At 29.3% G+C, this 19920-nt stretch carries 20 protein-coding genes; 13 read left to right on the plus strand and 7 right to left on the minus strand.

The window, feature by feature from the left end; genetic code table 11:
- Positions 1-46: 46 nt before the first annotated feature.
- The 4 genes from FIA58_RS05910 to FIA58_RS05925 all read left to right on the plus strand — a co-directional run bounded on the left by FIA58_RS05910 (position 47) and on the right by FIA58_RS05925 (position 3127).
- Complete coding sequence (locus FIA58_RS05910; protein WP_140961148.1) at positions 47-337, plus strand: hypothetical protein; 291 nt, start codon at positions 47-49, stop codon at positions 335-337.
- Positions 338-342: 5 nt separating this feature from the next.
- Positions 343-636, plus strand: coding sequence for a cell division protein ZapA (locus FIA58_RS05915; RefSeq protein WP_140961151.1), 294 nt, complete (start codon positions 343-345; stop codon positions 634-636).
- A 209-nt stretch (positions 637-845) separates the two neighbouring features.
- Positions 846-2408 carry a ribonuclease Y gene (rny, locus tag FIA58_RS05920; protein ID WP_140961153.1) on the plus strand — a complete coding sequence of 521 codons (1563 nt, stop codon included), beginning with the start codon at positions 846-848 and terminating at the stop codon, positions 2406-2408.
- Positions 2409-2542: 134 nt separating this feature from the next.
- Positions 2543-3127 (plus strand): porin family protein, encoded by a 585-nt coding sequence (locus FIA58_RS05925; protein ID WP_140961156.1) that lies wholly within the window; start codon positions 2543-2545, stop codon positions 3125-3127.
- 36 nt (positions 3128-3163) lie between these two features.
- On the opposite strand, the gene xerD is transcribed toward FIA58_RS05925, so the two are convergent.
- The 4 genes from xerD to FIA58_RS05945 form a co-directional block, all read right to left on the minus strand.
- Complete coding sequence (gene xerD, locus FIA58_RS05930; protein ID WP_140961158.1) at positions 3164-4063, minus strand: site-specific tyrosine recombinase XerD; 900 nt, start codon at positions 4061-4063, stop codon at positions 3164-3166.
- A 71-nt stretch (positions 4064-4134) separates the two neighbouring features.
- Positions 4135-4941, minus strand: coding sequence for a hypothetical protein (locus FIA58_RS05935; protein ID WP_208022764.1), 807 nt, complete (start codon positions 4939-4941; stop codon positions 4135-4137).
- Positions 4942-5084: 143 nt separating this feature from the next.
- Positions 5085-5690, minus strand: coding sequence for an outer membrane protein (locus FIA58_RS05940; RefSeq protein WP_140961160.1), 606 nt, complete (start codon positions 5688-5690; stop codon positions 5085-5087).
- A 155-nt stretch (positions 5691-5845) separates the two neighbouring features.
- Complete coding sequence (locus FIA58_RS05945; RefSeq protein ID WP_140961162.1) at positions 5846-6415, minus strand: porin family protein; 570 nt, start codon at positions 6413-6415, stop codon at positions 5846-5848.
- 323 nt (positions 6416-6738) lie between these two features.
- Here FIA58_RS05945 and FIA58_RS05950 point away from each other — a divergent pair, with 323 nt between their 5' ends.
- The 5 genes from FIA58_RS05950 (at position 6739) to FIA58_RS05970 (ending at position 13494) form a co-directional block, all read left to right on the plus strand.
- On the plus strand, positions 6739-9201 hold the full coding sequence (locus FIA58_RS05950; protein WP_165928862.1) for a T9SS type A sorting domain-containing protein: 2463 nt from the start codon (positions 6739-6741) through the stop codon (positions 9199-9201).
- A 132-nt stretch (positions 9202-9333) separates the two neighbouring features.
- Complete coding sequence (locus FIA58_RS05955) at positions 9334-9876, plus strand: porin family protein (protein WP_140961166.1); 543 nt, start codon at positions 9334-9336, stop codon at positions 9874-9876.
- 73 nt (positions 9877-9949) lie between these two features.
- Positions 9950-10363, plus strand: coding sequence for a type II 3-dehydroquinate dehydratase (aroQ, locus tag FIA58_RS05960; RefSeq protein ID WP_140961168.1), 414 nt, complete (start codon positions 9950-9952; stop codon positions 10361-10363).
- Positions 10364-10417: 54 nt separating this feature from the next.
- The gene (locus tag FIA58_RS05965) at positions 10418-12880 is read left to right on the plus strand and encodes a DUF5686 and carboxypeptidase regulatory-like domain-containing protein (RefSeq protein WP_140961170.1); all 2463 of its coding nucleotides are present in this window, start codon (positions 10418-10420) and stop codon (positions 12878-12880) included.
- Positions 12881-13074: 194 nt separating this feature from the next.
- On the plus strand, positions 13075-13494 hold the full coding sequence (locus FIA58_RS05970) for a hypothetical protein (RefSeq protein WP_140961172.1): 420 nt from the start codon (positions 13075-13077) through the stop codon (positions 13492-13494).
- Between the two features lie 60 nt (positions 13495-13554).
- Here FIA58_RS05970 and murA read toward each other — a convergent pair whose 3' ends face one another.
- From murA to FIA58_RS05985, 3 genes are read right to left on the minus strand one after another with little or no spacing between them, the layout of a single operon-like run.
- Positions 13555-14865 carry a UDP-N-acetylglucosamine 1-carboxyvinyltransferase gene (murA, locus tag FIA58_RS05975; protein WP_140961174.1) on the minus strand — a complete coding sequence of 437 codons (1311 nt, stop codon included), beginning with the start codon at positions 14863-14865 and terminating at the stop codon, positions 13555-13557.
- 5 nt (positions 14866-14870) lie between these two features.
- The gene (locus FIA58_RS05980) at positions 14871-15569 is read right to left on the minus strand and encodes a DUF4290 domain-containing protein (protein ID WP_140961177.1); all 699 of its coding nucleotides are present in this window, start codon (positions 15567-15569) and stop codon (positions 14871-14873) included.
- A 2-nt stretch (positions 15570-15571) separates the two neighbouring features.
- Positions 15572-15856 carry a DUF493 family protein gene (locus FIA58_RS05985; RefSeq protein WP_140961179.1) on the minus strand — a complete coding sequence of 95 codons (285 nt, stop codon included), beginning with the start codon at positions 15854-15856 and terminating at the stop codon, positions 15572-15574.
- Positions 15857-15982: 126 nt separating this feature from the next.
- Here FIA58_RS05985 and FIA58_RS05990 point away from each other — a divergent pair, with 126 nt between their 5' ends.
- The 4 genes from FIA58_RS05990 (at position 15983) to FIA58_RS06005 (ending at position 19841) form a co-directional block, all read left to right on the plus strand.
- Complete coding sequence (locus FIA58_RS05990; protein ID WP_140961181.1) at positions 15983-16522, plus strand: AAA family ATPase; 540 nt, start codon at positions 15983-15985, stop codon at positions 16520-16522.
- 36 nt (positions 16523-16558) lie between these two features.
- Entirely contained in the window at positions 16559-18442 is a 1884-nt protein-coding gene (locus tag FIA58_RS05995) for a RecQ family ATP-dependent DNA helicase (RefSeq protein ID WP_140961183.1), read from the plus strand.
- Complete coding sequence (gene fmt / locus FIA58_RS06000; RefSeq protein ID WP_140961185.1) at positions 18442-19389, plus strand: methionyl-tRNA formyltransferase; 948 nt, start codon at positions 18442-18444, stop codon at positions 19387-19389. The genes FIA58_RS05995 and fmt overlap by 1 nt, the downstream gene beginning before the upstream one ends.
- A gap of 164 nt (positions 19390-19553) precedes the next feature.
- Positions 19554-19841 carry an HU family DNA-binding protein gene (locus FIA58_RS06005; RefSeq protein WP_317167881.1) on the plus strand — a complete coding sequence of 96 codons (288 nt, stop codon included), beginning with the start codon at positions 19554-19556 and terminating at the stop codon, positions 19839-19841.
- Positions 19842-19920 lie beyond the last annotated feature (79 nt).

Below are 19920 nucleotides of genomic sequence, written 5' to 3' on the forward strand. Positions count from 1 at the left end.
AATAGTAATACTAATTTTGTAGAAATAGAAATGAATTTTATCATTGATGAATGGATTATCTGAACTAATTGATTCTCTTGAAATTAAATTTTTCAAGCTCAACCAAAAGCTGGTTCAACTAGAGAAAAAGAACAAGGAATTATTAGAAAAAATCAAAGTTTCTGAAGATATTCAAGAACAACAAGCAGTTGAAATAGCTGAATTGAAAGATAATGTAGCGAATTTGAAGATGATAAATTCACTATTAGGCAGTGAAGAAAATAAAAGAGAAACGAAACTCAAAATAAATTCATTAATTCGAGAAATTGATTATTGCATAGCACAACTTTCTGATTAGAGAGCATGAGTGAAAAATTAAAGATTAAAATATCAATAGCAGACAGAGTATACCCTCTAAGTATTGAGGAATCTCAAGAAGAAGGCTTAAGAAGTGCTTCAAAAAAAATTGATATGATGATTAAAGAATTTGAACAAAACTATGCAGTGAGAGACAAACAAGATGTTTTAGCCATGTGCGCATTACAATTTGCATCACAATCTGAGCAAAAACAACTTGACATCTCTCAAGAATATGAAACATCATTTAATCGCTTGAAGAATTTAGATAAAAAATTGAGTGACTTACTCACAAAATAAACACGTTCTTACATACAAACAAAAATACTGCCTACATTAGTATATATTTGATAAACTCAACACTAACAAATTAAAATGAGTGAATCTTCGTAGCTATTGCAAGCCCTTAAGTGGGAAGCATGAAATACGAGTTAGCTCAAAACTTGTCATATACGAGTTTATACAAACACCTAATGTAGGCTTTTTTTATATAATTTATTTAACAAACTATGGACATATTAAGTATAATAATTGGAATCATCGCAGGTCTTGCTTTAGGCTTTGGAATTGCTAAATTTCTCGAAAAGAGTAATGTTTCAAACCTAATCAAAAATGCAAAAAAAGAAGCTGGTTCCATCCTAAAAGATGCAAAAACCGAAGCCGAATCGCTTAAAAAAGATAAAATCCTTCAAGCTAAAGAAAAATTTTTAGAATTGAAAGCTGATCACGAGCAAGTCATTTTATCAAGAGACAAAAAGATGGCTGAAGCTGAGAAAAGAACTAGAGATAAAGAATCTCAAATTTCAAATGAGTTAGCGAAGTCAAAAAAAGTAAATGAAGATATAGAAAGAAAAATAGCTGATTACGATACTAAAATTGAATTTCTAGACAAGAAGCAACAAGAAATTGACAGATTACATAAAAGTCAAGTAGAGCAACTTGAAGTTATTTCTGGTCTATCTGCTGACGAAGCTAAAAATCAATTAGTAGAAAGCTTAAAAAATGAGGCAAAAACCAATGCGATGTCTTTCATTCAAGACACTATAGAGGAGGCTAAATTAACAGCACAACAAGAAGCTAAAAAAATCATTATTAGCACCATTCAAAGAGTAGGAACAGAAGAAGCTGTTGAAAACTGCGTTTCTGTTTTCAACATTGAATCAGATGATGTTAAAGGTAGAATTATTGGTCGTGAAGGAAGAAATATTAGAGCCCTAGAATCTGCTACAGGTGTTGAAATTATTGTTGATGACACTCCAGAAGCTATTATCCTTTCATGTTTTGATCCAGTAAGAAGAGAGATTGCACGTTTAGCACTACATAAATTAGTTACAGATGGCCGTATTCACCCAGCTAGAATTGAAGAAGTAGTTGCTAAAACTCAAAAACAAATAGAGGAAGAAATTATTGAAGTTGGTAAACGAACAGTAATTGATTTAGGAATTCATGGATTACATCCAGAATTAATAAAAATTGTTGGCCGAATGAAATACCGTTCTTCATATGGACAAAATTTATTACAGCACTCTAGAGAAGTAGCTAATTTATGTGGAATAATGGCAGCCGAACTAGGTCTGAATGTAAAATTAGCAAAACGAGCAGGTTTACTTCATGATATTGGAAAAGTACCCGATACTGAAAGTGAATTACCACACGCTATCTTAGGAATGCAATGGGCTGAGAAATATGGAGAGAAAGAAGAAGTTTGTAATGCAATTGGTGCTCACCATGATGAAATTGAAATGAAATATTTAATTTCACCAATCATTCAAGTATGTGATGCTATTTCTGGTGCTAGACCAGGTGCTAGAAGACAAGTTTTAGATTCTTACATTCAACGTCTAAAAGATTTAGAAGATATTGCATTTGGATTCAATGGTGTTAAAAATGCTTATGCTATTCAAGCTGGTAGAGAATTACGTGTTATAGTTGAAAGTGAAAAAGTTTCAGATGAATCTGCTTCTAACTTATCTTTTGAAATCTCTCAAAAAATACAAACAGAGATGACTTATCCTGGTCAAGTTAAGATCACAGTTATTAGAGAAACTAGGGCTGTGAATATAGCTAAATAATTAAAAATACATATAAAAACAAAAACGCTTTTCAGAAATGAAGGCGTTTTTTATTTTTATACAAATACTTCTTTTAGAAAAAAATTGGCATGATTTTTACTCTTATTAATTTATAAACATAAAAATAAAGTAATATGAAAAAAGTTTTTTTAGCTAGTTTTTCATTTTTATTAGCAAATGCCATTTTTGCTCAAAATGGAAATTCAGAAAAGTTTGGAATAAAAGGAGGTCTTAATTATTCAACCATTACTAAGGGAGACTTCAACGAAGGTGCTGACCCTAGAACCAGTTACTATATTGGTTTTTATGGAGAAGTTCCTTTAATAAGAAAGGTTTTATCACTTCAACCCGAAATTATTTATTCAAGACAAGGCTTTGAAACTAATTACACTAACTTATTAGGAAACAATTACAAACAAGAATATAGAATCGACTATATCAATTTGCCTATTTTAGCCAAGATTCATATTGGTAAAGTTTTTTCTGTGGAAGCTGGACCTCAATTTGGTTTTAAAATTAATGAGAAAATTAAATCCGAAAACAATTCAACACTAAATAACGACGTCAATAGTTTTGATACTGCTTTAGCTGGTGGAGTTTCATTTAATATTGATGATTTTTTAATTTCTGCAAGATACACCTATAGTATAAACGAAGTTATTAAAAATACCGATTCAAAAAATTCTGTTTTTCAGATTGGCATTGGATTCAATTTTTAAAATAAAAAAGCATTACAATTTTGTAATGCTTTTTTATTATTTTCTTGGATGAAAATTATTCAATACTTCTGCCAAAAACTTTCGATCCAAATGCATATAAACTTCTGTCGTAGTTATAGACTCATGTCCTAGCATTAATTGAATAGAACGTAAATCTGCTCCGTTCTCTAACAAATGAGTAGCAAAGGAATGCCTAAACGTATGAGGACTTATTACCTTACTTAAATTAGTCTTTAAAGCCAAATCTTTTATAATAGTAAAAATCATTGCTCTTGTTAACTGTTTTCCCCTTCTATTTAAAAACAAAGTATCTTCATGTCCTTTCTGAATATTAATTTGATTTCGAATTTGATTTTTATACAGTAAAATATATTTCTCTGTTGTTTTACCAATAGGAACAAATCGCTGCTTATTTCCTTTTCCAGTGATTTTTACAAAACCTTCTTCAAAAAACAAATCTGATATTTTTAAAGTAACCAATTCTGAAACCCTCAATCCACAACTGTACAATGTTTCTAATATAGCTCTATTCCTCTCCCCTTCTAAAGTAGACAAATCAATTGCATCAATTAACTTATCTATTTCTTCAACAGAAAGTGTATCTGGCAGTTTTCTTCCTGTTTTTGGAACTTCAATTAATTCCATAGGAGTATTTGTTCTATAATCTTCAAATACCAAATAATTAAAAAAACTTTTTAACCCAGATATAATCCTTGATTGACTTCTAGCATTAACTTTTGCTGAAGTTTCATAAATAAATTGCTGAATCGTTTCTTCTGTAATTGCTAAAGGACTTTCATCTATATTGTGATTCGAAAGAAACAATACCAGTTTTTCAATATCAAAGGAATAATTCTCAATCGTATTTGCAGACAAACCTCTTTCTAGCTTAAGATAGTTTTGATATTCTTTAATAAAAGATTGCCAATTACTCATAACCCAAAAATACAAAAAACAAAACATAAAAAAATCCCGCAAAAGCGGGATTTTAAGAAAACTTTATATTTTTAAAAATGCAAAGTAAGATTTAAAGAAAAAATCCCTACTCCTACATTTGTAGTATTATCTAAATCACCAAATGCAAAAGAAAAACCTTTATCTCCATCTACTGTTACTGCATCGTCAGTTCCATTTTTAGTTGTTGTTTCAGAGGCTCCATTTAAAGCAAACCCTACTCTATATGTATATTGAGCTCCTATAGCAAACTTTGGAAAAATAAAATACTCAGCACCAATAAATCCTTGAATTCCAGCTCCTAAATCTAAACCAGATTTTTCTTCAAAACTACTTACAAAATCACCAGTATCCGTGTCTGTTGTTGTAACTTCTTCGGTATTAAAAGCAGTAGTTACTAAAACATCTGCTCCATAAAACCCTTGTAAACGTGTATTCCCTTTTCTCCATTCTTTTCCTACCCCTAATGCTAAAGCAAAATCATTATTCTTAGTTTCAATTGTTGTTCCTGCACCAGGACCAGTTACAAGAGGAGACGTATTATTTTGCGAACCAAAACCTAAATTAGCAACAACTCTATACGCTTTCTTATCTGAAACAAACATTTTACCCACAAAAGTATTTGTTCTTACATAACTTACTTTTGGTGCATTATTTCTACTTGTAGAGCCACTAAATGCATTCCCTACATATTCAAAAATACCATCAGCATTAAAACTAATAGCCCAGTCATCCATTTGAGGTAAATAATGTTCTCCTTTACTAGAAAGAATTGGGTTTACCAAAATTTCATCTTCTTCTTGAGCATTAGCAATAGCAAAACCGCACAATGCTATCACAGAAAGTAATACTTTTTTCATATTGTTTATCTTAAATTTGTTAGCGCAAAACTATAAAAAATATCTCAAAAAAATAATAAAAGTACTTCTAAAACTACAAAAGATATAAAAACAAAAAATCCCGCAAAAGCGGGATTTAAATGTATTCAATTTAGAAATTCTAATTAGAATTTGTAGTTAACTCCAAAAGTTACAGCTCTCCAATCTCCACCGAAATTAAATGAATTAGTTTTTTCTGCTCCATCTCCTCCATTATCGTTTGAAGAATAACCTAAAACAGCTACTCCAGCTTCAATTGAAAAATTAGAAGAAACGAAATAGTTTATACCTGCACCCAAGTTAACACCAAATTCTTTTACATCTGCATCAGATGCAGTAAAATCTTCTGGATCGAACTCATAGCTATAACCCATATAATTAGCTCCTAATTCAGCAAATAATGAGAATTTGTTTGCTGGTGTAAAATAGTAACGTCCAAAAGCTCCAACACCGAAACCACTATTAGTAGCGTCAGCTGAACCTACATCAACTTTATTTGAAGCATAACCTAACATCAATCCAGCAGCAATGTTTTCAGTTACAAAATAACCTACTTTAGGTGCTACTTCAAAAGTATTAACTTTGAAATCTCCTGTTTTCTCACTTCCAAATGTGAAAGCTCCAGAAACAAATACATCTCCTTGAGAAAAACCACCATCTGTAGATTCTTCTTGAGCATTAGCAAAACTAAATGCGAAAACTGCAGCAGCAGCGAATAATAATTTTTTCATTTTAATTAATTTTAAATTTTGAGACTGCGAATTTATATAATATTTATTTTCCAGCAAGAAAAAAAGTATTAAAAAAAACATAAAAAACATAACTATTTAATAATCAAAAGCAAAAAAACCCGCAAAAGCGGGATTTTAAATATTTTATAAAAATATTAGAATTTGTAAGCTACTGCGAATGCAATGTTACTGTTTCCAACTTTATAACCACTAGGTGCATCTTTAGCAATATTACTAAGACCAAAAGTGTATCTTAATCCTAGGTTAATATTTTCAGTTACATCATAACCAGCTCCAACATTCATACCAAAATCAGTTGAATTATAATATTCTTTTGTATCCACATCTTCACCATCTCCTTTATCTTTTGCAGATAATAAAAATCCAATTTGTGGCCCAGCTTCTAAACTAAATCCTTCTGCTACAAAATACTTAGCCATTACTGGAATGTTTAAATAATTCAAATGACTTGTGTAATCAAAACCTTCGTCACTACTTTTAGCACCAAGAGATGAATATACTAATTCAGGTTGAATTGCAAACTTATCAGAAATCATAATTTCAGCAAGAGCTCCTACTTGAAAACCTACTTTAGTTGAAGTACCTTCAGCATCTCCTGAGAAGTTAGACAAGTTTAAACCTGCTTTAGCTCCAAACTTAACTTCCTGTGCATTAGAAACTCCAAATGCAAATACTGCTACAGCAGCAAATAATAATTTTTTCATTTTTTTTAAATTTTAGTTATTAAGACAAATTTATATTATTTTTTTTAAGAATTTCATAAAAGAAAAGCAATTATTAACATTTTTTTAAGCAAAAAAAACGTTATTAACTAATAATCAAAGCTTTAAACAAACAAATGAATAATTAAAAACATAAAAAATAAACTTTATTTAACACTAATTTTATTATTAATCAAGTAGTTACCTCATTATTTTGTATAAAAGTTAGTATATATAAAAAACATCTTTTTTATAAAAAAACAATACCACAGTAATAAAAAATATAAGAAAGTTAGTAATAATTTTGCGAGCTAAAAATGAAAAAAATGAAAAAAATCTATTTATTATTACTTTTGAATTGCTTTGTTTCTAATTATTCGCAAAGTGTATGCGAACCAAATGAAATCAGCACAGATGCGCTTTCTCCTGTAAATCCAAATCAACCTGATTACATCAATCAATTTGATTGGACAACTGATAACTCTTACTATAATATAAATTCTCAATGTACTCCAAATACATTTACACCAAACCCTTTTCAATCTAATCAATTAGAACTTCTGCCTTTATCATTATCAAAAGATATGATGCCTGAAGATGGTTGGGAAATGATTGCCTATAATTTAGGATACGACAATAACAATATTCCATTAGCAGCAAAACCAGAACACACTTATATAATGCTATATAATAAATATACTGGAATGTTACGAATTTTAGTTAAATGGTGCAGAAACACTAACTATAATGGAGCATTATTAACATTAAAATTTGCTCCTGGATTCCAAACCAATCTTTTAGACATGGCTAATGATGAAAAAGCACTAGATGCTACACATATTGCTAATCCTTCTCTAAGCACTACATTAAAATTTTACAATGATAATAATTATTGGGCTTATGCAGATTTTAAATTAAATTATGATCCTTGTACATGTTCATTCGATGAAACTTCAAGGTTATTTTTATACACAGAATTAATTAGTAATTCATCAGTAGAATTAACTGGAAAAATAACCGGTATCATTTCTTCAATAACACAAGGTCAAGGTTCTACTTCTTCAGATGGGAATTTTTGGAAAAGCGCAACTAATATTAACAACAAAATGATGTCGGCTCATAAAAGTGTGACAAATTTTGCTGACAAATATCAAAAAATATATAAAGATTTAGCTGATGGAGGAATTACAATTGGAGCGATTAACAATATTGGAAGTTTTTTAAATAATAATAACTTCATGAAAGCAGGCTTAAAAGCTTTACCATATGTAAGTGAAGGAGTAAAATTTTTAAGCGGATTATTTGGTGGTGGAGCTAGTGGCAATCAACCTATTCAATTAGCCCCTATGAGTGTTAATCTAGATGTACAAATTAGCGGTACAATTTCTACTCAAGACCCTATGCATAATCAAACTATTGGTTTACCTGGTTCAATAAATAATAATATTTTACCAGGAACAATTGGAGGTCAACCATTATACAATGAAACTTTGGGTGTTTTTTCATTAATTAATACTCCAGTTATGCATTACAAGGAAAGTTTTACATCTAAAAGCTTTTTAAATAGAGAAACCATAGTACCATCTTCAAGAATAAAAGAATATTGGGAAGTACTTTCTGATTATAAATTTACGAACAGAATATATAAGCTTTCAGGTGAAAATCTAAAATATGCTATAAATCCAGCAAGTAATTTAATCTTACAAGATGCAGAAATTATTTTATTAGTTGAATATGAAAAGCCATCAATAACTTACCCAAAAAAATACCCTACATTTATTTTTAATAGTCTAGATAATGATTTAAATAATGGTTTAGCTATTTTAGGAACTAATACAGGTCCATCTACAGATTCAGATAATGGAATTTTTCAAAATGCTTTTAAACCCATTGGTATAAATAACTTTAAAAATGATTATTCATTTGAATTTTTATATGACGTTTCAAGAACAAGCAATGAGGTTAAAACTAGACAAATATCCCAATACAAACCTGTAGGTTCTTTCACAAAAAAATGGCAATGCACAAATTCTACTAACTGTGAATTTCAGAAAATACAAGGATCTAGAATATATAGTTATGTACAAAGCAAAGCAGATTTACCCATAACTTGGAGTAATTTATTAACTAGTGACTTCAAATCAAACATAAATAATTCTTTATCATTTCTTCCTCAAGTGACAACTCCAAGACCAGAATTCTTAGCACCTAGAGTAAAAAATTTCAAACTAAAATTTGTTCTAAATTTAAAGAGAACGGATAATCCAAATGCACAAAATGTATTATATGTTGTTACTTATCCAGTAGAATTAAAGGAGGCTCCAAGTGGATATAACATGAATGGTTCTGACTATATTGCTGATGCTATACAATATGCTCATCAACCTGATTTCAACCCTACTAACCCAACGAATAAAGTAATTCCTGTTACGCAAAGTGAATTAGCTACAATCTGTTCAAGCACTACATATAAAGCGAATAGAATTTCATCTGCAAGCAGAAAAAGAGAATCTGATTTCAAAACAAATATTGAAAAAACAAATAACGAAAATCTTGAACCAAAAATATTTCCAGTTCCAGTGAAAGATAAATTAAATGTTATAACTAATAATTGTAAAATTATATCAATAATAAATTCTTTTGGACAAATTGTAAAAGAATTCAGTGAAAACACTTCAAATGACAATGAAATTACTATAGACACATCACATTTGAGTAAAGGAATTTATATTATGAACTATTTGGATTCAAATAGCGATTTAAAAACTATAAAATTCATTATTCAATAAGATTTATTAATAATTAAAATTATATAAAGTCATTCATTTAATTTGAATGACTTTTTTTATAATAATTACTCAATTTATAAACAATTTCCTTCCAATAGATTCGTTATTAATTAAATATCAATCATTTAAAACATGAAAAGCAAACTTTTTTTAACAATAATTTTACTATTTTCCTTACAAATAGTTACTAGTCAAATCTTTAAAGTAGGTATAAAAGGAGGTTTGAACTATGCTAATCTTATAGATACATCAATTAAAACAGATGCTATAACTAGTTATCATGCTGGTTTTGTTAGTGTTATTAGATTAAGCAAATCTTTGGCTTTACAACCCGAATTACTCTATTCAACACAAGGTGCTTCTTATGAAAATGCAATTAGTGAGTTTAAAAATGAATTAGGTTACTTATCCATTCCTTTTCTCGCAAAATTGAATTTGAGTGAAAGCGTTTCATTAGAAATTGGTCCGCAAGCTTCTTTTTTATTAAGCAAAAAAGATGAATTTGATTTAAACGATTATAATACGTTTGATTTTGCAGTTGACGGAGGATTAGGTTTACAATTAACCGAACATCTTTTTATTCAAGCAAGATATATACTTGGTCTCAACGAAATTTCAAAAAATGCAGAAGCAAAAAATAGTGTTTTTCAACTTTCTGCTGGTATTCTCTTTTAAAAACTCTTAAACTTTTTATAAAACCATTCAACTAATGAATGGTTTTTTTATTTTTACTTAAAATCTATATTACATGAAATTATTAATACTTAATGGACCAAACCTTAATTTATTAGGAAAAAGAGAACCAGAAATTTATGGCAATTTAACTTTTGAAGATTATTTTTCAACCTTAGAAAATAAATTTCCTGAAATTTCATTTACTTACTTCCAAAGTAATGTAGAAGGAGAATTAATTAACAAATTACATGAAGTGGGTTTTTCTTATGATGGTATTATTTTAAATGCTGGTGCCTACACTCATACCTCAATTGGTTTAGGCGATGCTATAAAAGGAATTACAACTCCTGTTATTGAAGTACATATTTCTAATACTTTTTCTAGAGAAGAGTTTAGACACCAATCTTACATTTCTCCAAATGCAAAAGGTATTATAATAGGTTTTGGATTAAAAAGTTACGAATTAGCAGTTGATTATTTTTTATAAACCATACAACCTTTTATTTCGTAAAACCGTCTTTTAAATAAACACCAAACAACAATGAAAAATATCTTTACTACACTCTTCCTTTTATTTACTGGTATAATAGTATCACAAATAAAAGGAACAGTAAGTGATACAAATGGAAACCCGTTACCTTATGTAAATATTTATATCGAAAACACATATATTGGAACTACTACTAATGAAAATGGAAAATATGAGCTGAATTACACAACCTCAAAAAACGTAACCTTATTGTTTCAATATTTAGGATATAAAACCCAAAAACAAATTCTAAACATTAATCGATTCCCATTTGAGTTTGATGTTACTCTTCAAGAAGAAGATTTTCAACTAAACGAAGTTGTTGTTCAAAACGGTATTAATCCAGCTGATGAAGTTATAAAAAAAGCTATTGCTAATAAAAAAATAAACGCTGATAAAACTGATAAGTTTGAAGCTGATTTCTATTCAAGAGGTATTTTTAAAGTAAAAGATATTCCAAAAAAATTCATGGGAATTGATGTTGGTGATATGGAAGGAAGCCTAGACTCTACAAGAAGTGGAGTAATTTATTTATCTGAAACTGTTTCAAAAATAAAATTTGAAAAACCAAACAACCTAAAAGAAGAAATTATTGCTTCTAAAATTGCTGGTGACGATAGCGGTTTTAGTTATAACACTGCATTGAATACTAATTATGATTTTTATGAAAACTATGTAGAATTTGGTATTAACATGGTTTCTCCTATTGCTGACAATGCTTTTAATTACTACAGATACAAATTAGAAAGTAGTTTCTATGATGATAAAAATCAATTAATTAATAAAATTAATGTTACACCAAAAAGAGATAAAGAACCTGTTTTTGAAGGATATATTTACATTGTAGAAGATACTTGGGCAATTTATGGGATTGATTTAGACATTAAAGGATATAGAATGCAACAACCCATTCTTGAAACTATGAAATTACTCCAAAATTTCAGTTACAACACAGAAGAAAAATTATGGGTTAAGAATGTTCAATCCCTAGATTTTGATGCAGGAATTTTTGGAATGAAATTTACAGGAAAATTCACACATGTATTTAGTAATTATAAATTCAAAGAAAGTTTCGAAAAGAAAACTTTTGGAAAAGAGATAGTCACTTTTGCTGAAAATGCTAATAAAAAAGAAAATTCATTTTGGCAAACAACAAGACCTGTACCTCTTACAGAAGAAGAATTAAAAAATTACACTAAAAAAGATAGTATTGAAACCATTCGCAAATCAAAAACCTATTTAGATTCTATTGATGCCAAATCAAATAAATTTAAATTCTTTGATATCATAAGTGGTTATACCTACAAAAATTCACATAAAAAGTGGAATCTAAGTTACCAAGGAATGTTGAATTTCTCTTCACTTAGTTTTAATACCGTTCAAGGTTGGAATTTAGATAGTGGTTTTTCCTACAGAAAGTGGAACGAAGAAACAGGCAAGTACACTTATATTTCATCAACATTCAACTATGGATTTGCAGAAGATAGACTAAGAGTTAATGGAAGGTATTATCACCGATTTAACAACATTAATAATGCAAACCTATCCATTTCAGGAGGAAGTGCAGTTAGTCAATTTAATAGCAATGAGCCTATTCCTAATTTTATAAATACAGTAAGTACACTTTTCTTTAAAAATAATTTTATGAAATTATACAATAAAGAATTTGCTGAAATCAATTACGGACAAGAACTTGTAAATGGTATTTTTATTAATGGTAAATTATCATATGAAAACAGGCATTCTTTATTTAATAACACCAATCAATCGATTATAAAAAGCGATGATATTTACTCTTCAAATGATCCTTTACAACCTTTTAATTATAGTTCAGGATTTGAAAAGCATAGTCTATACAAAGCAAATATAGCTACTAGAATACGATTTGGGCAAAAATACATTTCAAGACCTGACGGAAAAATCAATATTCAAAATGACAAATATCCAATCTTGAGTTTTACTTACGAAAAAGGATTTGGTGGTACTAATTCAAATTATAATTATGATTTCGTTGCTGCTCGTATAGACTACAATCAAACTTTTGGAAACAAGGGAGAATTTTCAGCAAATGTAAGAGGAGGAAAATTCTTTAATGCAGATAATATTTCTTTTATTGATTACAAGCATTTTAATGGTAATCAAACACATGTGAATTTTAGAGGTAATTATTTAAATGCCTTTAATCTTTTGCCTTATTATACTAATTCTACTAATGATGCTTATTTAGAAACGCATTTACAACATAATTTTAAAGGTTATATTATGAACAAAATTCCGTTATTAAATAAATTACAATGGAATTTAGTGGGTGGTTTTCACCAAATTAATGTTCCTAATACTAAACCATATCAAGAATTTAGTGTTGGTTTTGACAATATTGGTTTTGGCAAGTTTCGATTTCTACGAATTGACTATGTAAGAGCTTATCAAAATGGCTTCCAAGGTGATGGAATTATGTTTGGATTGCGTTTTTGATGAATAAAGTATTATTATTTTAATTATATAAAAAACTAAAGTCTAAAAGAAAAAGACGAATTCATTTTAACCCTAAACAATTCATAATGAATTAATTACAATTTAAAATAAAAACAATAAAATCCAAATATCAAGAAATTGAAAATTTGGATTTTTTTTATACATTTACTATAACTAACCAAAACATTTTAACTATGACAAAACCAAAAACTTCCTTTTGGATAATAAGTGTAGTTGCACTTTTATGGAATCTAATGGGTGTGAATCAGTATCTTCTTATGGCATTTAAATCAGATTCTGTTAGAAGTGGATTAACACCTGAAAGACTTGCTTTACTTGACGCAACACCATCTTGGTCAACTGCAGCTTTTGCTATTGCTGTTTTCGCAGCTACTATTGGCTGTATAGCGCTTTTAATTCGAAAAAAGATAGCATATTCCTTCTTTGTTATTTCTTTTTTAGGTATTATTGTTCAAAATATAGATGCTTTTATGCGATTTAAAATAAGAGAATTTAATAGCTTTGAATTAGTAATGACCATTATGATTCCTGTCATTGGATTATTTTTAATTTGGTACTCCAAAAATGCAATCAAAAAAGAATGGCTTAAATAAAAAAACAAATTCCAATTAATATTAATTGGAATTTGTTTTTTTTATATTTTACAATTTATCTTATACTCTTACAATATCGGCACCAATCGCTCTCAATCTTTCATCAATTCTTTCATAACCTCTATCAATTTGCTCAATATTTTGAATTGTGCTTGAACCTTTAGCAGTTAAAGCTGCAATTAGTAGTGAAATCCCAGCACGAATGTCTGGTGAACTCATGGTTGTCGCTTTCAATTGAGATTGAAAATTATGTCCCATAACTACTGCTCTATGTGGATCACACAGCATAATTTTGGCACCCATATCAATTAATTTATCTACGAAGAACAATCTACTTTCAAACATTTTTTGATGAATTAAAACGTCTCCTTTAGCTTGTGTAGCTACAACCAAAACAATACTCAATAAATCTGGAGTAAATCCAGGCCAAGGAGCATCAGAAACGGTCAAAATTGAACCATCAATATCCGTTTTTATCTCATAACCTTCTTTATGAGCTGGAATGTAAATATCATCTCCTTTTCGCTCTAGAGTAATTCCTAGCTTTCTGAACACATTAGGTATTTGACCCAAATTATCCCAACTTACATTTTTGATTGTAATTTCACTTCTTGTCATAGCAGCAAGACCAATCCAAGAGCCAATTTCAATCATATCAGGCAAAATTCTATGTTCGCAGCCACCTAATTCATCTACACCTTCTATAGTTAACAAATTAGAACCAATGCCTTTAATTTTGGCACCCATAGAGTTCAACATTTTACATAACTGTTGCAAGTAAGGTTCACAAGCTGCATTATAAATTGTAGTTGTACCTTCTGCTAAAACAGCAGCCATAACAATATTTGCTGTTCCAGTTACTGAAGCTTCATCAAGTAACATATAAGTTCCTTGCAATTTGCCTTCTCTTTCAACACCATAAAAATGGTCTTCTCTTTCATATCTAAATTTAGCTCCAAGATTAATAAAACCTTCAAAGTGCGTATCTAATCGACGACGACCAATTTTATCTCCTCCTGGTTTTGGAATATAACCACAACCAAAACGAGCTAATAATGGACCTACAATCATAATAGAACCTCTTAAACTTCCACCTTCTTTTTTAAAAGCTTCCGTTTTTAAATAGTCTACATTAACCTCATCAGCCTGAAATGTATAATCTCCTGCTCCATTTTTTTGAATCTTAACTCCTAAATTACCTAAAAGCGTAATTAATTTATTAACATCAATAATATCAGGAATATTAGTAACCCTAACTTTTTCAGAAGTTAATAATACAGGACATAAAACCTGTAATGCTTCATTCTTAGCTCCTTGAGGAGTAATTTCACCTTTAAGTGCTTTTCCACCTTCTATTTTGAATGTTCCCATTAAACTTAATTTCTTTTATGATTTTTAGGGTTTATATTAGTTTTCTTTTTGTGAATTTTCGGATTCGAATTTTTACTATTCGTATTAAATTGAGATTTATTAGACATCTTCTTATTCACTTTCATTAAGTTATGTGAATTAGATAGTTCTTCATTAGACTTAAATAAATCTATTTTTCCGTTAGATAATTCTAATAAATGTTGAAAAATAACTTCATCTTCCACAGTTTCTTTATTCCAACTTAAATAGCATTTCTTCATGTGATTGGCTATCACCAAAATTAAAGCACTCTTTAAATCACCTTCCTCCCATTTCATAGCCACATCAATCATGTAAGTGATATTATTTCCATAAAAACGATACTTAGGAAAATTTTGTGGGTATTTTAAAATTTCTGGTCGTTGATTCAAGACCTCTCTTGAAGGAATAGGATATGGAGAATCTACCTCTAATCTAAAATCAGACATGATGAATAATTGATCCCATAACTTATGCTGAAAATCCGGAACATCTCTTAAATGCGGATTTAAAGAACCCATAACCGAAATAACATATTTAGCAGCCTTATTTCGTTCTTCCCTATTTTCAATTTCTGTTACTTGATCAATTAATTTCTGCAAATGTCTTCCATATTCTGGAATAATTAACTGCTCACGTATTGAGTTATATTCTAATTGCGATACTGCTTCTGTTTTTACTTCCATAATTATAATGATATGATTCCTTCCACAACAGCAAGTTCTTGATATTTATCAATAACTGCTTGTGGATTTTTCATTTGTACACTAATTGACACACTAGTATACTTCCCTGTTTTTGATTGTGTTGTATTTATAACCGCTCCCATCGTATTGAAAGCATTTTCAACTGTTTCTACTTTTGTAGCATCTGAAGGAACAATAAATTTAAATAAATATTCTGAAGGCCAAATAGAATTATTAGCCAATTCTTCTTTCAAACGAATATAAAAGTCTTCCGTTTTCTTATCCATCTTCATTTTTTTAGAGTAGCAAATATACTTTTTTAAGTTAAGAATAAATATTTTGAAGAACATAAATTTAATTTATGGATTAGATTTTTAAAAAAAACTTACTTTTGCGTTTTACTTTTTAATGGAATGGATAAAGAAATAATAGTTTTAATAGGTGGACCAAGTTCTGGAAAAACGACTTTAATAAATGCTCTTACTAATAAAGGATATATTTGTTATCCTGAAGTTTCTAGAGAAATTATTCAAAAAGCTCAAAATGACGGAATAGAGCAATTATTTCTTGAACAACCTTTACTTTTTAGCGAGTTATTATTAGAAGGAAGAATTAATCAATACAAGCAAGCAAAAAAAGAATCCTCTGAAATAGTTTTTATAGATAGAGGTTTGCCAGATGTTATTGCTTATATGGATTTTGTTGGAAATTCATATCCAGAAGCCTTTCATAAAGCTTGCTTAGAGAACAAATATTCAAGAGTTTTTGTTTTACCTCCTTGGGAAGAAATCTATGTAAGCGATAAAGAAAGATATGAATCCTATGAGGAAGCTGTTCTAATTCACAAGCATTTAGAAAAAACTTATAATGAATATGGTTATCAGTTAATTGAAGTTCCGAAAGATTCAATCGAAAATAGAGTTACTTTCTTAATGAATGAGATTACTAAATAATTTTATAAATTTAGCCAAAGCTATTTAAATTAAAGAATGTCAGAATCTTTACAAATTCTTCAAAAATATTGGAAACATGACTCTTTTAGAGATCTTCAAGAAGAAATTATTAATTCTGTTTTAAAAGGGAATGACACTTTTGCATTATTACCTACCAGTGGAGGAAAATCTATATGTTATCAAATTCCTGGTATGCAAAATAAAGGATTATGCATGGTTATTTCTCCTTTGATAGCACTTATCAAAGACCAAGTTCAAAATTTACAAAGCAAAAACATAAAAGCTATAGCTCTTTTAGGTGGCATTTCACAAAATGACGCAATAGAATTATTAGACAATTGTGAATATGGCAACTATAAATTCTTATACCTTTCACCTGAAAGACTTCAACAAGATTGGGTAATAGAACGCTTAAAGCAATTACCTATAAACTTAATTGCAATTGATGAAGCACATTGTGTAAGCCAATGGGGACATGATTTTAGACCTGCATATCTAAAAATAAAACAATTAAAAACTCATTTCCCAAAGGTTCCCTTTTTAGCTTTAACTGCTTCCGCTACAGTACGAGTTCAAAAAGATATTATTGAAAATTTAGCTCTAGAGCAACCCAAAGTTTTTAAAAAATCATTTACACGCTCCAATTTAGCCTATCATGTAGTTAAAACTGAAGACAAAATTTTCAAACTAAGACAAATACTTACAAAAAACCCACAATCAAGTATTATTTACGTACGCAATAGAAAGGCATCTATTGAAATTGCAAATCAACTTCAAAAAATCGGGTTATCTAGTACTTATTTCCATGGTGGTTTACCCATAAAAGAAAAAGAAAAAAACATGTCGCTTTGGATGCAAAACGAAGTACAAACTATTGTGGCCACAAATGCATTTGGAATGGGAATCGACAAACCTGATGTAAAAACTGTGATTCATATGCAACTTCCAGAAAATCTAGAAAACTATTATCAAGAAGTAGGAAGAGCTGGAAGAAATAACGAGAAAGCTTTTGGTCTTTTATTAGTAAGCGTAGGCGACATTGAAGTTGCAAAAAAACAATTTTTAGAGTCACTTCCAGACAAAGTGTTTCTAAAAGAAGTCTACATCAAACTAAACAACTATTTTCAAATTGCGTATGGAGAAGGCTTTAACCAGCAGTTTAATTTTAACCTTAATCAATTTTGTACCCAATACAACTTCCCTATTTTAAAAACATTTAATGCCTTACAATATTTAGACAGACAAGCCGTAATTACTCTTCAAAATGAATTTTCAGAGAAAATAAGTTTGCAGTTTATCATTCCAAGCAAAGAAGTAATTCGATACATGAGTCTAAACTCAAAATCGGAAAATATAATCACAACTATATTAAGAACCTATCCAGGTATTTTTGAATTAGAAACACTAATAAACAGTACTTTAATTGCTAAAAAATCTAGTACCAATGAAAAAAAAGTACTAGAAACAATCTTAGAATTAGAAAAAAACCATTGTATTACATTGCAAATACAGAATAACGATAGCCGAATTACTTTTAACGAAGTTAGAGAAGATGCATTAACAATTAATCGAATTTCAAAATTACTTGAAAAACAAAACGAATTAAAAATAAGTCAATTGAAAAGTGTTATAGATTACATTTCGAAAGAAAAATGTAAGAACAAACTATTGATGCACTATTTCGATGAAAAAGAAACCCAAAATTGTGGTATTTGCTCCTATTGTATTTCTCAAAAAAACAATGTTAATTTAGAGCTAATCAATCAAATTATTGAATTACTTAAAGAAAAAAAATTAAATTCTAGAGAAATAGAAAGCTTACTAACTATAAGTTCAGAACAAGTTATCTTTGCCATTCAAACTTTGCTTGAAAAGAATATAATAGCAATTAATCCTTACAATCAATATTATTTATTATAATGGAAAAATTAAAAATCGTATTTATGGGAACTCCTGACTTTGCAGTTGGCATTCTCAACACAATATACAATAGCGACTATGAAATTGTTGGTGTTATAACTGCACCTGACAAACCCGCTGGTAGAGGGCAAAAAATAAACACAAGTGCTGTTAAAGAATTTGCACTAGAAAAAAACTTACGATTATTACAACCCACTAATTTAAAGTCTGAAGATTTTTTAACAGAATTAAAAAGTCTTGAAGCCAACCTACAAGTTGTGGTAGCTTTTAGAATGCTTCCAGAAGTGGTTTGGAAAATGCCAAAATATGGCACATTTAATTTACACGCCTCTCTACTACCTCAATACAGAGGAGCAGCACCAATTAATTGGGCAATTATAAATGGGGAAACAAAAACTGGTGTAACTACTTTTTTCATAGATGATAAAATTGACACTGGTGCAATGATCCTACATAGAGAAACACAAATTAAAAACTCTGAAACCGTAGGTGAACTTCATGATAGATTAATGCATATAGGAAGCGAAGCTGTTTTAGCAACTTTACAAGTGATTTCTGAAGGAAATGTAAAAACAACCATACAAGAAGATGTTTCAGAAATAAAAACGGCTTACAAATTAAATAAAGAAAATTGTAAAATAGATTGGAACAAAAAAGGAATCCAAATTTATAATTTAATTAGAGGGTTAAATCCATACCCAGCTGCTTGGACTTTTATTAAAGACAACGACAATGAGTGGAATGTTAAACTATATGATGCTACATTTGAACACGAAACCCACCATTTTAAAGCTGGACAAATTTTCACCACAAAAAAAGAAATTAAAATAGCTACACATGATGGATACCTTCATATAAGTAGTTTACAATTTCCAGGCAAGAGAAAAATGGAATCGAGAGAACTATTAAACGGAATACAATTTTCAGAAAATGCAATAGCTTTTTAAGCCTTGCTAACACTGAGAAAAGTGTAATTTTAATGAAAACTAATATAGGTTATTAACAAAACACGTGTTTTATTAACATTTTAAGGTAAAATCCTAGTAAACACTTGCACAATTCAGTTATACGAGTAAATTTGTGTTTAAATAATTAAGTTTAACCAAAATTAATAAACAATTTTATTATGAACAAGTCAGAATTAATCGATGCAATGGCAGCTTCTGCTGGAATTACAAAAGCAGCTGCTAAATTAGCTTTAGAATCATTTTTAAGCAACGTTGAAGGAACTTTGAAAACAGGCGGAAGAGTTTCATTAGTAGGTTTTGGTTCTTGGTCAGTATCAAAAAGAGCTGCAAGAGATGGTAGAAATCCTCAAACTGGTAAAACTATCAAAATCGCTGCTAAAAATGTAGTTAAATTCAAATCTGGTGCTGAATTAGACAAAGCAGTAAACTAATAACTATTATTTACTCAAAATATAAAATCCCGCTTTTGCGGGATTTTTTTTGACTTATATCAAAAAATATTTGATTTTG

It is taken from the genome of Flavobacterium jejuense (genome assembly GCF_006491595.2).
GTDB classification, from domain to species: domain Bacteria; phylum Bacteroidota; class Bacteroidia; order Flavobacteriales; family Flavobacteriaceae; genus Flavobacterium; species Flavobacterium jejuense.

Coding starts and splice junctions, on each gene's coding strand:
- FIA58_RS05910 (WP_140961148.1), top strand. CDS start 47: ATGAATGGATTATCTGAACTAATTGATTCTCTTGAAATTAAATTTTTC.
- FIA58_RS05915 (WP_140961151.1), top strand. CDS start 343: ATGAGTGAAAAATTAAAGATTAAAATATCAATAGCAGACAGAGTATAC.
- rny (WP_140961153.1), top strand. CDS start 846: ATGGACATATTAAGTATAATAATTGGAATCATCGCAGGTCTTGCTTTA.
- FIA58_RS05925 (WP_140961156.1), top strand. CDS start 2,543: ATGAAAAAAGTTTTTTTAGCTAGTTTTTCATTTTTATTAGCAAATGCC.
- xerD (WP_140961158.1), bottom strand. CDS start 4,063: ATGAGTAATTGGCAATCTTTTATTAAAGAATATCAAAACTATCTTAAG.
- FIA58_RS05935 (WP_208022764.1), bottom strand. CDS start 4,941: ATGAAAAAAGTATTACTTTCTGTGATAGCATTGTGCGGTTTTGCTATT.
- FIA58_RS05940 (WP_140961160.1), bottom strand. CDS start 5,690: ATGAAAAAATTATTATTCGCTGCTGCTGCAGTTTTCGCATTTAGTTTT.
- FIA58_RS05945 (WP_140961162.1), bottom strand. CDS start 6,415: ATGAAAAAATTATTATTTGCTGCTGTAGCAGTATTTGCATTTGGAGTT.
- FIA58_RS05950 (WP_165928862.1), top strand. CDS start 6,739: ATGAAAAAAATCTATTTATTATTACTTTTGAATTGCTTTGTTTCTAAT.
- FIA58_RS05955 (WP_140961166.1), top strand. CDS start 9,334: ATGAAAAGCAAACTTTTTTTAACAATAATTTTACTATTTTCCTTACAA.
- aroQ (WP_140961168.1), top strand. CDS start 9,950: ATGAAATTATTAATACTTAATGGACCAAACCTTAATTTATTAGGAAAA.
- FIA58_RS05965 (WP_140961170.1), top strand. CDS start 10,418: ATGAAAAATATCTTTACTACACTCTTCCTTTTATTTACTGGTATAATA.
- FIA58_RS05970 (WP_140961172.1), top strand. CDS start 13,075: ATGACAAAACCAAAAACTTCCTTTTGGATAATAAGTGTAGTTGCACTT.
- murA (WP_140961174.1), bottom strand. CDS start 14,865: ATGGGAACATTCAAAATAGAAGGTGGAAAAGCACTTAAAGGTGAAATT.
- FIA58_RS05980 (WP_140961177.1), bottom strand. CDS start 15,569: ATGGAAGTAAAAACAGAAGCAGTATCGCAATTAGAATATAACTCAATA.
- FIA58_RS05985 (WP_140961179.1), bottom strand. CDS start 15,856: ATGGATAAGAAAACGGAAGACTTTTATATTCGTTTGAAAGAAGAATTG.
- FIA58_RS05990 (WP_140961181.1), top strand. CDS start 15,983: ATGGATAAAGAAATAATAGTTTTAATAGGTGGACCAAGTTCTGGAAAA.
- FIA58_RS05995 (WP_140961183.1), top strand. CDS start 16,559: ATGTCAGAATCTTTACAAATTCTTCAAAAATATTGGAAACATGACTCT.
- fmt (WP_140961185.1), top strand. CDS start 18,442: ATGGAAAAATTAAAAATCGTATTTATGGGAACTCCTGACTTTGCAGTT.